This window comes from Occallatibacter riparius (assembly GCF_025264625.1).
Lineage (GTDB): Bacteria > Acidobacteriota > Terriglobia > Terriglobales > Acidobacteriaceae > Telmatobacter > Telmatobacter riparius.
Map to the genome: position 1 here is coordinate 2,200,302 of NZ_CP093313.1, position 12,367 is coordinate 2,212,668.

At 60.8% G+C, this 12,367-nt stretch carries 10 protein-coding genes; 3 read left to right on the forward strand and 7 right to left on the reverse strand.

Going from position 1 to position 12,367, the window contains the following annotated elements; genetic code table 11:
* Positions 1-41 precede the first annotated feature (41 nt).
* Positions 42-1,469: an APC family permease gene (locus MOP44_RS08710; protein ID WP_260795649.1), complete on the forward strand. Its 1,428-nt coding sequence runs from the start codon at positions 42-44 to the stop codon at positions 1,467-1,469.
* A 429-nt stretch (positions 1,470-1,898) separates the two neighbouring features.
* Here the strand turns inward: MOP44_RS08710 and MOP44_RS08715 are convergent, their stop codons facing one another.
* From MOP44_RS08715 to MOP44_RS08725, 3 genes are all read right to left on the reverse strand, one after another.
* Complete coding sequence (locus MOP44_RS08715) at positions 1,899-2,171, reverse strand: DUF4242 domain-containing protein (protein WP_260795650.1); 273 nt, start codon at positions 2,169-2,171, stop codon at positions 1,899-1,901.
* Positions 2,172-2,325: 154 nt separating this feature from the next.
* On the reverse strand, positions 2,326-2,859 hold the full coding sequence (locus MOP44_RS08720) for a hypothetical protein (protein ID WP_260795651.1): 534 nt from the start codon (positions 2,857-2,859) through the stop codon (positions 2,326-2,328).
* A 70-nt stretch (positions 2,860-2,929) separates the two neighbouring features.
* Positions 2,930-3,298 (reverse strand): hypothetical protein, encoded by a 369-nt coding sequence (locus tag MOP44_RS08725; protein WP_260795652.1) that lies wholly within the window; start codon positions 3,296-3,298, stop codon positions 2,930-2,932.
* Positions 3,299-3,931: 633 nt separating this feature from the next.
* On the opposite strand from MOP44_RS08725, the gene MOP44_RS08730 reads away from it, so the two are divergent.
* Entirely contained in the window at positions 3,932-4,270 is a 339-nt protein-coding gene (locus MOP44_RS08730; RefSeq protein WP_260795653.1) for a GIY-YIG nuclease family protein, read from the forward strand.
* A 932-nt stretch (positions 4,271-5,202) separates the two neighbouring features.
* Here the strand turns inward: MOP44_RS08730 and MOP44_RS08735 are convergent.
* The gene (locus MOP44_RS08735) at positions 5,203-7,194 is read right to left on the reverse strand and encodes an ATP-binding protein (protein ID WP_260795654.1); all 1,992 of its coding nucleotides are present in this window, start codon (positions 7,192-7,194) and stop codon (positions 5,203-5,205) included.
* Positions 7,195-7,276: 82 nt separating this feature from the next.
* On the opposite strand from MOP44_RS08735, the gene MOP44_RS08740 reads away from it, so the two are divergent.
* Positions 7,277-8,305: a radical SAM protein gene (locus MOP44_RS08740; protein WP_260795655.1), complete on the forward strand. Its 1,029-nt coding sequence runs from the start codon at positions 7,277-7,279 to the stop codon at positions 8,303-8,305.
* 93 nt (positions 8,306-8,398) lie between these two features.
* On the opposite strand, the gene MOP44_RS08745 is transcribed toward MOP44_RS08740, so the two are convergent.
* From MOP44_RS08745 to typA, 3 genes are all read right to left on the reverse strand, one after another.
* Entirely contained in the window at positions 8,399-9,397 is a 999-nt protein-coding gene (locus tag MOP44_RS08745) for a hypothetical protein (protein WP_260795656.1), read from the reverse strand.
* Between the two features lie 96 nt (positions 9,398-9,493).
* Positions 9,494-10,138: a hypothetical protein gene (locus MOP44_RS08750; protein WP_260795657.1), complete on the reverse strand. Its 645-nt coding sequence runs from the start codon at positions 10,136-10,138 to the stop codon at positions 9,494-9,496.
* A 212-nt stretch (positions 10,139-10,350) separates the two neighbouring features.
* Positions 10,351-12,168 (reverse strand): translational GTPase TypA, encoded by a 1,818-nt coding sequence (gene typA, locus MOP44_RS08755; RefSeq protein WP_260795658.1) that lies wholly within the window; start codon positions 12,166-12,168, stop codon positions 10,351-10,353.
* Positions 12,169-12,367 lie beyond the last annotated feature (199 nt).

A 12,367-nucleotide genomic window follows, 5' to 3' on the forward strand; every position in this document is an offset into this window, starting at 1 on the left:
GCAGGTCACCTGTTACCGTCACCGCAGGCCACCCGTGTGTAATGCTGGCATTACGGTTCAAGAAAGTTAGGCCGGCTTACTTCACTGCGGGAGCACTGCGGTTGCTGGAGTTCTTTTCAAGAAAGCGCGGAGGCGGCATACGCAAGCTGCGCATGATTCCGCTGCTCGCGGCCACCTACTTCATGGTGTCGGGCGGCCCCTACGGGCTTGAAGACGTGGTCGGCTTCGGCGGGTACAAGTTCGCGCTGCTCGTGCTCTTCTTCCTCCCCTTTTTCTGGAGCTTCCCAACCGCGCTCATGCTGGGCGAACTCGCCGCTGCAATCCCCGACGAAGGCGGATTCTATGCCTGGGTGCGCCGCGCCCTCGGCCCCTTCTGGGGATTCCAGGAGGCATGGCTGTCCCTTGCTGCCTCAGTCTTCGACATGGCCGTGTATCCCACCACGTTCGTCCTCTACCTGCAGCACATTGCGCCCGCCCTGACTGAAGGACACCGCGCGCTTGTGGTGCAACTCGTCGTCGTGGCAGCCGCGCTCGGGTGGAATCTGCGTGGCGCCAGCGCCGTCGGCGAGGGCTCCGTCAGGATGTGGTTTGTGGCGCTGTCGCCTTACTTTGTGCTGATCGGGTGGGCGGTCTGGCTGGGCATGAAAGGCGCAAACGGCCCATACGGCGGCCACGCTTCCATGGGCCCGCCGGCAACGCGCGATTTCGCCACAGCGTTCCTGGTCGCTATGTGGAACTACATGGGCTGGGACAACGCCACCACCGTTGCGCATGAAGTCGACAATCCGCAGCGCGATTATCCGCGCGTCATGCTCACCGCTGCCGTGATGGTGATGCTCACTTACATCATTCCCATCTCCGCCGTGGCGTGGGCAGGACTTCCTGCCGGCATCTTCCGCACTGGCGCATGGGTGGACGCCGGGCGCATCGTCGGCGGAGCGGTGCTGGCCGGAGCCATTGTAGTGGCCGGAAGCATCGATAACTTCGGCACCTTCAGCAATCTCACGCTTTCCTATACACGGCTGCCGCATGCTCTCGCTGTCGACGGATTTCTGCCGGCCGTATTCACCAAACGGCTGAAGAACGGCGCGCCCTGGGTGGCGATCCTGGCTTGCGGAACGCTCTGGGCGTTGGCCTTGGGGCTGACCTTTGAGCGCCTCATCACCATTGACCTGCTGCTGTGGGGTATGTCGATTGTGCTGGAATTCCTGGCTTTGGTGGTGCTCCGCCGGAAGGAGCCGGCGCTTGTCCGGCCATTCCGAATTCCCGGGCCGGACTGGGTGCCCGCGCTGCTGGGGCTATTCCCCACTGTGCTGATCCTGGTGGCGCTCTACTTGGCCCGGAACGAGCAGGCTGCGGGCATGTCGGCGCTGGCATTCGCCGTGCTGATTGCAGCAGGCGGCGTGCCGGTGTACGGGCTTGCATTGCTGGTCAGGAGTCGGCGGGCGAAGACGGAAGTGGCAGCCTAAGGCTGCAATACAATCCAACTTCGCTCAGTCGAGGCCGCGAGGTGTCCGTATCGTAAGCCCGGCAAGGTAGCCGAGGATTATCCGCATCCGCCGCAGCAAGCGTCGCGCCAGCCCAGGCTGCCGCATCTGGCGCTGGAACTCAGCGAGGCAGTACTCATGGACGTCCGTGCCCGGACCGGTCCATTCATCGCAAAGCGGACAACGTGGCATAGTGAACCCTTCGCCGTACGCTTGGGGAGCGCCGACTGAAACGATCAGGATAAGGGCCCGTTCTCAATAGAACAATGGATCAAAGGGCAAAGGATCAGAGGGTGTTAGGGCAAACGTTATCAGATTCTCTTCATTTATGACAACGAAGTTATCCTGCCTAGGCCTTCTCTTCGCCTGCTACTTTTCAGGGATTGTCCGTTGGATTGCATCTGCCCGCAGTCACTCGCCGGTGGTCGGATCGATCACGGTGCGGACCTGGGCGATGGAGTTGGCAGGGAATCCGCCCTGGCGCGCGTGCTCGCGGATCATCTCTTCATTAGGCGCGATATAGACGCAGTAGATCTTGTTGTCGGTGACATAGGAGTGCTGCCACTGGATTTGCGGCCCCAAATTGCGGAGCACTCCGCAGGAGGTTTGGGAGACAGCTTTAAGCTGCTCGGGGGTGAGTGCGCCGGCGTTGGGGATTTCGCGCTCGATAATGAACTTTGGCATGCGGCCTCCTGGGGACACGCTATGGATAGCGCCTGGGAGTGGTGGTGCGCAAGGCTTTTGTGACAGGCGGCCGGCCCGCAGCAAGGGACTGGAAGCGGTTAGGTTTTGTGGTGCCGCGGGTCTCCAAACTGGAGACCGCGCGGCACCACGTGGATCAGTTTCCCAGCGCATGCGCGACCCGCCAGCGCGGGCGGGGCATTTCGGTGGTGAGGCGTGTCAGTTCCGAAAGCACCGACAACAGGGTGTTGCGGTCCACCGGCGGTTTCAGACGCCGGTCATAGAACGGGTCCGTCAACGTGATCTCACCGGAGCGGATGAGCAGGATCCCGGCTGATGGCCAGCGGCGTCGAACCAGCCGCGCAGCCTCCTCCAACTCGAAGCAGCTGAGGCTGTTCTGGAAGATGACGGCGTCGTAGGTGTGTCCCCGCGAGAGTCCCCACAGCTCAAGGTAGTCATTGGCGTGGGAGAAGCAGAAACCGGCCGACTCGTCGAGCGGCAGCCGGATCAGAACGTCCTCGTCCATGCGGCCGACCGAGAGCACGCGGGCGGGGCTGGCGATGGCTGTCGCACGTGGGAATGCAGTAGGAACAAAGGGATCGCCTTGGGTAGCGGGATCGAGAACCGGATCGGCAACCGAGGCTCCGAATCCACGGGAATGCGGTCTCTTGAAAGGGATGATGGCACGCATGAGATTTTTCCTCCGTTTAGGTGGCTGACGCAGTAACCGCTTCGCTCCCCGGGAAGGGAGCGCGATTGGGCTAAGCCAGCGCTACAGGAGGAGCGCGGAGACGAATCTGCGCGAGGTGCGGAGAAAGGGTGACGGGCCGGCGTTCTTCGGCGGGGCGGAAGCTCGCCGTGGCCAGCCGGAGTTCGGTGGGTTGGACTGCGATGCGCGTCGGGGTGTTCGGCTGGCGGCGTGACGGCACGGGCACGATCGCCGCGACGGCCCGCATTGCGTCCTGGTGCTTATCCCAGAGCTTGGTGATGGTGCTGCGAGCGTGCGCGCCGGGATGAGGATTGACGGCGTGGAGCCTCGCGCCGAACGTCCACAGGAGGACGGCAACAGCCAGCGCCGAACAAGCCGCTGTCCACTGGTCCCGCGCGACGGAATGTCCGTGACGCTTCATGGATAAAACCATCCGTGATGGTTGGACGGCGGACGGGCGGGAAGGTCATGAGGGCGAGTGTGCCGCATTGCAGGTGCGCTTCACTGTTTACCGGATAGTTATATTGTGAATGCGGCTTCGTGAGAATTGAGCTTTTTGCATATGGAATTTTGTAACAGGTTAACTGATTTGTTTCTATAAACTTACCGTAAAAATTGGCCGAAAAAGCGAAGATATGGAGAAGTAAAAACAGGGGGAGGGGTAGCTAATTTTCTAGTTAACACCCGCTGATTGTTGTTCATGGAAAGAGGCCGGAAGACACTATCGCCGTCTGGAAATACAGTAGCGCGTTGAAGGAAGCGGGTCTGTGATGGTGATCACGGGTGGGGATCTTAATTGTGGATGCGTCAGGAACAACCGCAGATCCTTCGCTCCGCTCTGGATGACACCTTTTTGGTGGGGGGAAGATCAGAGGCGAGGCGGAGTGCGGTGGCGCGGGTGCGGGAACTGCGAGCGGTGGTGGTTCCCATCCTTGAGTCAAAAAGCCGATCTTGCCGACGCGGTGTCATCCCGAGGCGGAGCCGAGGGATCTGCGGTTGCGTCTTGCGATGCCGGTCACAGAAGGGACAGTTGCGGCGTTGGTAGCCTGCTCGCATGCATGAGGGCAGCTACTTCACCTACATCATGGCGAGCCGGAGTCATACGCTCTACGTTGGCGTGACGGGAAACCTGCTGAAGAGGGTCTTCCAGCACAAGTGGAGAGAGTGTGGCGGCTTTACTGAGCGGTATAGCTGCGATCGGCTGGTGTGGTTCGAGGGCCAGCAGGACGTGCGGCGGGCGATTGCTCGGGAGAAGGAACTGAAAGGCTGGAGCCGGGCGAAGAAGATCGCGTTGATTGAGAAGACGAATCCGGCGTGGGTGGATTTGGCGCGGAACTGGTATGACCTGGAACCGGCTGACGAGCGCAGGTACATGGACCGGCTGGATGTGTAAGTCCCTTTAGGAACAACCGCGATCCTTCCCCTTCGCTTCGCTCTGGGTCTGGATGACAGGCCTTTTGGTAGGGGAAGGTTGGAGGCGGGCTGGCCTTTCCGACGAGTGGAGGGCGCTGGTTCGTGGGGATGTGTGAGTCCCTTTAGGAACAACCGCAGATCCTTCCCCTTCGCTTCGCTCTGGGTCTGGATGACAACTCTTTGGCGGGGGATGGCTGGAGGCTGGGCGCGGTGGGGCGGCGCGAGGGCGGGAGCTGTGAGCGGTGGTGGTCTCCCACCCCTTGAATCGAAAAGGCGATTTTACCGACGAGGTGTCATCCCGAGGCACAGCCGAGGGATCTGCGGTTGCCTCTTGCGATGCCGGTCACAGAATGGCTCGTGGTGGTACGGCTGAGTGCGTCAGGAACAACCGCAGATCCTTCCCCTTCGCTTCGCTCTGGGTCTGGATGACAGGCTTTTTGGTGGGGGAAGTTGGGAGGCGGGGCGGTGTAGGGTGGCTGGCCTTTGCGTGAGTGGGTCAGGACGGGCCCTGGGCGGTGGCATCGCGTGAGTCGCTTCAGGAACAACCGCAGATCCTTCCCCTTCGCTTCGCTCTGGGTCTGGATGACAACTCTTTGGTTGGGGGAAGTTTGGAGGCGGAGCGGAGTGGGGTGGCGCGAGGGCGGGATTTCGGTCGTCCCTGCGGGACTTGGCGGGGTTGTGGGCGGTGGACCCGGGGCTGACGCCCCGGGCTTTTTTCGCGCCTCCCTCCGGGAGGGGGCGGGATGACACACGCTCTTTTGTGGTGACGGTGGGGTTGGTGGCCGGGGTGACGCGGGGGCGGGAACTGCGGGCGGTGGTGGTCTCCTTGAATCAAAGCAGATTCAAGAATGGGGGCACAGCGGATTTGGGGCTCGGCGAAGTTTTGAAGAAGGAGGTAATAAACTCGCCGCATTAGATCGAGGCGATTCGCTCGCTAAGCCATTGGAGGCTCCTGCGTTGCAGGGCGAAATCAGCAGCATCCATCTCTTTCGCATGTGTATCTGGCCGGTCGTTCACCACGTCAAATACCTCCTCGAATTTTCGCCTGTCGCCGAATACCGCAGCAAACAAGGACCATTCCCTCACTACTAGGTTTTTGAGCTCAAGCCAATAGAGCTTCTCCATGAGATCGTCAGCAGGAAGGTTCTTGAGACTCTCTCTCCTTTCGGTGGGCAGAGCGGCCAGAACGCGATCTTTGGCGTTTTGCTTCGGCTTCTTCTGCAGTCCATCCGCCCGCAAGAATCCTAGTACCATCTGTCGAATCCTCTTTTCCAGCAAGTTCCGAGACTTATTTACGACGGCTAATTCCTCAGCCCAATCCGTTAAGCTCGATGGATTCGTCTTTTCGGTCGATTCTCCTGCGGAGGCTATTCTCAGATTTTCCGCACTAATTCCTTCCTTGATGCCCCGCAATGCCTCCGTCACCATTTGCCCTGATGGCTGGATTGGGTCACGATTCGAAAGTATGCCGTACTTCCGCAGAATTGTGACATTGCTTGGAGAAGGTGGTTGGCTTCCTTGAGTCAGAACATTCAGTGAGGGCTCCAAGAGTTCTGGGTAAACTCTGAATAGGTGTCCAAGAGCCACCTGTGCGAGGGTGTTGCCTTCCTCTGCGATGAATTCAGTAACTAGTACGGATGCGGTAGTTTGGTCAATGGTGACAGGCCTGCTTGAGATCTCTGTCTTGCGGTGGATGTAGGAGCACGCCTTTCTAATCCAGAACGGCATGTCACTACACGCTGCGGAGACTACATCGGCGGCATCGTCACGAAATATCAACCCGGCGGATCGAGCGATCTTACGAATCATCGCGATCGATGCGCCGCGAGGAAGTGGGCTTAGGTATTCCTCGGGAATGAATGCTAGGGCAGCGTTCTCGATGTGATCGATCGCCCCCACAGCGAACCACTTCGCTGAGACACCGCCAACCATAACGGATACTGTTCGTTCAGCGCGAAGCGCTTCCTGGTAAACCGAGCGGAAGTTTCGCCAGAAGCGATTGAAACCTTGTTTCCAATATTCGGTTGTGGTGCTACCTGGCGTGATGTAGTCAACCTCATCGATGAATATAAGTATCGGTTTGGATGCCGATTTGATCATGGAAAGCAGACCGTTCGTGGCATCCGAAAGCGATAGCGATGCGATCGGAGACCCAACAGTAGCATATTGATCAATGCTCTTAGTCGCAGCCCTTATGGCTTCACCGACCGAGGTCATAAGTTGTTCAGTTGTTTGAGACCAAATCTCATCTTTTGAACAGTCTACGACGACACAATAGCAATCATGGTGCAACCGAGATTCTTGAATGACGCGGTTGATAACCGAGGTTTTTCCGATCTTGCGGATTCCAAGACACGATCGTATCTGACCAGTTTGGAGCTTTCTCGCAAGGTCGAGCGCCTCATTACGCCTGCCGAAAAAGTTCTCGTCGTCGCTCACGGGTCCGGTAACGTCGAATGGATCGTGACTGAATAATTCGTAGCAGAGGTGCCGCTCGAGTTCCTCAGACGAGGTGGGCATCCGTCCCGAGAAAACTGGTAGGATCGCCAACCCCGAACTCCTTCCCCATTTGGGGAGCTTGAAATTGCCGTCGGGGTCCCTATGCACCACGATCGCCACCGTTGGCTCCAGCCGACCATTGCTCTCGGATATCAGCTCTCGGACAACTTTTACGGTTCTCTGCTGCTGCTCCTCGAACGTGGAGAAAAGAACCAATATCTCGCGGTCAACTGAAAGAGCAGACGCCAATCTGCGAATTGGCTTGGCGATCAGATAGGCATACATGCCCCTATCGCGGGTCGTGAATTGAGGCTCTTGCGAGGCAAATGTGACGATTGCCTCGAAAGGGCGCCTCATCTTTTCCACCAACTCTTTTAGTTGATCTGCTGGCTCAAGTTTCGGCATGCCAGCATATTACCCGCTTTCGGTTGCCACACGAACAGCAGGGCATCCTCTAGAGAAAGTCTTGTGTTTCAATAGAAGGAGAATGGCGAAGTTTCGGCGGGATACGGCGAGGGGACGTTTTGTAGCGGCTAAGCGGAAGGCGCGCGAGTATGCGATGGTGGCGCGGGCGCTGGCTTCTACGTCGCATCCGGTGCTGGCGCAGATTGTGCCCGCGCGGTTCTGCAACCTGAGCTGTGCGTATTGCAATGAGTACGACAAGGTCTCTAAGCCTGTGGATCTCAATGAGATGTACAGGCGGATTGATGCGCTGGGGCGGCTGGGGACGGCGATGATCGGGATCTCGGGTGGCGAGCCCTTGACGCATCCCGACCTGGACGACATTATCCGGCGGATGCGGGAGACGGGCGCGATTGCCGGGATGATCACGAATGGGTATCTGCTGAACCAGGAACGCATTGAGCGGCTGAACCGGGCGGGCCTCGATCACATGCAGATCTCGATTGATAACGTGATTCCGGACGAGGTGTCGAAGAAGAGCCTGAAGGTTCTGGACAAGAAGCTGGAGATGCTGGCGGAGTTTGCCGAGTTCCACGTGAATATCAATAGCGTGGTGGGCGGCGGGTTCAAGAATCCGGACGACGCGCTGACGATTGGGAAGCGGGCGCTGGAGCTGGGTTTCGAGTCGACGATTGGGATTATTCACGACGGGGACGGGCAGCTGAAGCCGCTGACCGAGGACGAGTCGCGGGTGTATTTTGCGATGCGCGACCGCAAGAAGACGAATTACGCGCAGTTTGACGCGTTCCAGAACGCGATTGCGAAGGGCGAGCCGAATGAGTGGCGGTGCCGGGCGGGGTCGCGGTATTTGTATATCTGCGAGGACGGGCTGGTGCACTATTGCAGCCAGCAGCGCGGGTTCCCGGGGGTTCCGATTGCGGAGTATACGACCGCGGATGTGAAGCGGGAGTTTTTGACGGCGAAGAGCTGCGCTCCGCATTGCACGATTGGGTGCGTGCATAGGATCAGCTATATCGACCATTGGAGGGCGCCGCAGACGAGCGAGATTTCGCCGGGGGCTGGGGCTGGGCTGGTGCAGATTTCGGGCAGCTAGCTGCCCGAGGGAGTAGGGAATAGGGAGTAGGGAGTAGAAAGACCTGGCGGCGCATTCCTTAGCGGAATGCGCCGATTGCTTTTGGAGGCGGAGTTAGGCGGCGGGGTTCGGGGTGGGGTCGCTCGGGCGGTGGACGCTGATTGTGACGGCGCGAAGCGGGTCGATCCTGGACCAGCGGAGGACGCGTTGGGCGCGGAGGGTGATCCAGCGACTGGGTTCGCCGATGGGGTCGGGCCAAGGGAAGGAGAGGGATTCGTCGTAACAGGCTTCGAGGAGCCAGCGTCCGTCGGGTTGGCGTTTCGATTCAATGAGTTGGATGGCTTCGCGGGTGCGGGGGTCGGGCGGGAGGCCTGTGGAACGGAAGTAGTCGAGGGCGCGGAGGATGTCGTAGTGGTAGCGGGTGGGCCAGGCGAGCTGGAGGAACTCGGGGGAGGCAGGCTGGCCGGTGGAGAGGCGGCGGAAGAGGCGGCGGTCGAGGAGGTACTCGTGGGCGCGGAGGCGGGCTTCGGCTGAGGCGGTTGTGAGCGGGGAGTCGGGGCCGGCGGCGAGTTCGAATTCGAGGAGGCCTTCGAGGACGCAGATGGTGGAGTGGTAGGAGGAGCGCTGGGATTGGGGGGCGTCGCAGTTCCAGCCGCCGTCGGGTAGCTGCTCGGCGAGGAGGCGCGCGGCGAGGGTGTGGCTGGGGCGGCCGAAGTACGAGCTGGCCGCGAGGGCTCCACCGTTGATGCAGGGCTCGGTTTCGCCTTCGGAGAAGGGCTTGCTGCCGAGGTCGTCGGCCCAGCGGAAGCCGGCTTCGAGGTGGTCGACGGCGGACTGGATGGTGGGGTCGGCGGGGTCGGCGGCGGTGGCGCGGAGAAGCTGAAACATGAAGAGGGTGGGGAGCCAGTCGGGGGTGTCGTCGTCGCGATGCCAGGCGCCGTTTTCGCCCTGGGCGGCGAGGATTTGGGCGGCGAGGCCTTCGTGGGGGATGCGGGCGCGGATTTGGGCTAGCTCAGCGGGTGGGGTGTCGGTGAGGTTGCGGAGGGTTTGGTAGCGGAGGGCGGGGTCTTCAGATTCGAGGAGCCAAGTGACGATCGGGTCGGGAGTGTCCACGGAGGTGATAGTACAGGGAGTAGGGAGTAGGGAGTAGTTATAAAGAGCTAGCTATAAAAAGCTGTAGATACGCGGCGCCACCCACGACAAGCTGTATCAATCGGGTTTGGGGGCGCTGCCTTCATGTTCCGCATTGCCAAGGAGGCTGACCTGGCCGGTGGTCACGTGGGCCTGGAGGCGGTAGTCGCCGGTGGGGCTCTGCTTTTTGAAGCTACGGAAGAAGCCGCCTTTGTCGACGCCGTAGGCCTGCGCCTGGACCTGGCCTATGCCGACGGAGGCGTCGACGGAGCGGTAGTCGCCGTCGCGGATGGAGGAGATGGTGATCTGTCCGGCGCCGATGTCGATGTCCTTGTCGCCCTTGACGCCATCGACGGTGACCTGGCCGGCAAACATGTGAACAGCCAGGTTGGTTCTGCGGGGGACTTCGATTTTGATCTGGACGCCGTTGTTGCCGGGATGCTCGTGTCCCTTGATGGAGAGCTTGCCGCCATTGGAGGTGGGCGAGAACTGGAGCGAGACCTCGCCGGCGTTTTCGCTGTTGTCCGCCGAACAGGAGACGTGGAGTTCGTTGCCGTCGGTGGCGACGATCTGAAGGCCTGCGGGCCTGGAATCGATGATCAGGTCGGCGCGGGATTGCAGCGGGACGTTGAGGGTTTGGCTGCAGGGGGTTTTGGTGTCGGCGAATGCGGCGACGCTGCCGGCGAGGAGGATGACGGCCGCGGTGTAATAGTGCGCTTTCATGGGTTGAGGTACGCGAGGCGGGGGTGATTGGTTCCCGAAGGTGCTAAGTCTAAAAGCAACTGCGGGTCCCTCCGTCCGCTGAAGAAAGCACGCGGACTCTCGGGATGACACGGCTTAGGGTGCCAGACAAGCGAACGGCGCATTCCTTGCGGAATGCGCCGTTTTGTTTCTCTAGGATTGCGTGGATGTCGGGCCTGAAGGCCCGACCTACCTTATGCTTCGACTTTCTCGTAGCGCTTGGGGCGGCGGTTGGCCTGGAGGATCTTCTTGCGCAGGCGGAGGGACTTGGGGGTGACTTCGACCAGCTCGTCATCGGCGATGAACTCGATGGTCTGCTCGAGGTTGAGGGCCTTGACGGGGACGAGGCGGATGGCTTCATCGGCCGAGGAGGCGCGCATGTTGGTGAGCTTCTTTTCGCGGACTACGTTGACATCGAGGTCGTTGTCGCGGGAGTGCTCGCCGACGATCATGCCCTCGTAGACGTCGACTCCGGCGCCGACGAAGAGGATGCCGCGCTCCTGGAGGCTGTTGAGGGAGTAGGTGGTGGTGAGGCCCTGGCGGTCGGCGATGAGGGCGCCGGTCGGGCGCTGCGGGATCTCGCCCTGATAAGGGATGTAGCCGTCGAACAGCGCATTCATGACGATGGTGCCGCGCGTCTCGGTGAGCATTTCGCTGCGCAGGCCGATGAGGCCGCGAGAGGGGACGCGGAACTCCATGCGGACGCGGCCGGAGCCGTGGTTGTGCATCTTGGTCATTTCGCCCTTGCGGGGCCCGAGCTTCTCGATGACGACGCCGGTGTGCACTTCAGGAACGTCGATGGTGAGGTGCTCGACGGGCTCCATGCGGACGCCGTCGACCATCTTGGTAACGATTTCGGGGCGGCCGACCATGAGCTCGAAGCCTTCGCGGCGCATCATTTCAATCAAAATCGCGAGCTGCAATTCGCCGCGGCCCAGGACCTTGAAGGTGTCAGGCGAGTCCAGCTCTTCCACGCGGATGGAGACGTTGGTGAGCAGTTCCTTTTCGAGGCGCTCACGCAGGTTGCGGCTGGTGACGTACTGGCCTTCGCGTCCGGCGAAGGGCGAGTTGTTGACGCTGAACTGGATGGCGATGGTGGGCTCGTCGATGACGATGAGCGGCAGGGGCGAGGGCGTTTCGACGCTGGTGAGCGTCTCGCCGATGGTGATGCCTTCGACGCCGGCGACGGCAATGATGTCGCCCATGGTGGTTTCAGTGGTCTCAATGCGCTTGAGGCCGCTGAAGGTGAAAAGCTTGGTGATTTTGGTCTTCTGCAGCGAGGTGTCGCGCTTGGAGATGAGGATTTCGTCACCGGTGCGGAGGGTGCCCTGGAAGACGCGGCAGATGGCGATGCGGCCGAAGTACTCGGAGTAGTCGAGGTTGGTGACCTGGATCTGGAGCGGGGCTTCAGAGTCGCCGGTGGCTTCGGGGATGGTCTTGACGATGGCTTCAAAAAGGGGCTCGAGGCTCTCGCCTGCCTTGGCGGGGTCGAGCGTCGCGGTGCCCTGCTTGGCGACAGCGTAGAGCACGGGGAACTCAAGCTGGTGCTCGTCGGCGTCGAGATCGATGAAGAGGTCGTAGATCTCGTTCAGCACTTCCTGCGGGCGCGCGTCGGGGCGATCGATCTTGTTGATGACGACGATGGGGGGCAGCTTGGCTTCGAGGGCCTTGGCGAGCACGTAACGAGTCTGGGGCAGGGGGCCCTCGGCTGCGTCGACGAGGAGCATGACGCCGTCGACCATCTTGAGGGCGCGCTCGACTTCACCGCCGAAATCGGCGTGGCCGGGGGTGTCGACGATATTGATTTTGCCGCCGCCGTAGTTGATGGCCGTGTTCTTGGCGAGGATGGTGATGCCGCGCTCGCGCTCCAGTTCGTTCGAGTCCATCACGCGCTCGGCCACCTGCTCGTTGGCGCGGAAGGTGCCAGCCTGGCGAAGCATGGCGTCGACGAGGGTGGTTTTGCCGTGGTCTACGTGCGCGATGATGGCGATATTGCGTATCGTCTGGTTCACAGGAGCGGTGTTTCCTTTATGGGTTTTCGGCCTGGGCCGATGCGGCCTTTGGGGGCCAATGAGGTTGATGCGTCAAGGCGGCGCGGGCGGGTGATGCTGCGGGCCGCGAGCCGCTCGGGGAGGATTTGTCCTCGAATTGCCGCATAATGCGGCAGTTTCTATTGTAGCAGGAGGGGCGGCTTTCGGCCTTCAGCGTCGG

Bases quoted from the DNA above. Each gene is read 5' to 3' on its own strand.
- MOP44_RS08710 (WP_260795649.1), top strand. From the start codon at position 42: ATGCTGGCATTACGGTTCAAGAAAGTTAGGCCGGCTTACTTCACTGCG.
- MOP44_RS08720 (WP_260795651.1), bottom strand. From the start codon at position 2,859: ATGCGTGCCATCATCCCTTTCAAGAGACCGCATTCCCGTGGATTCGGA.
- MOP44_RS08735 (WP_260795654.1), bottom strand. From the start codon at position 7,194: ATGCCGAAACTTGAGCCAGCAGATCAACTAAAAGAGTTGGTGGAAAAG.
- MOP44_RS08730 (WP_260795653.1), top strand. From the start codon at position 3,932: ATGCATGAGGGCAGCTACTTCACCTACATCATGGCGAGCCGGAGTCAT.
- MOP44_RS08740 (WP_260795655.1), top strand. From the start codon at position 7,277: ATGGCGAAGTTTCGGCGGGATACGGCGAGGGGACGTTTTGTAGCGGCT.
- MOP44_RS08725 (WP_260795652.1), bottom strand. From the start codon at position 3,298: ATGAAGCGTCACGGACATTCCGTCGCGCGGGACCAGTGGACAGCGGCT.
- MOP44_RS08750 (WP_260795657.1), bottom strand. From the start codon at position 10,138: ATGAAAGCGCACTATTACACCGCGGCCGTCATCCTCCTCGCCGGCAGC.
- MOP44_RS08715 (WP_260795650.1), bottom strand. From the start codon at position 2,171: ATGCCAAAGTTCATTATCGAGCGCGAAATCCCCAACGCCGGCGCACTC.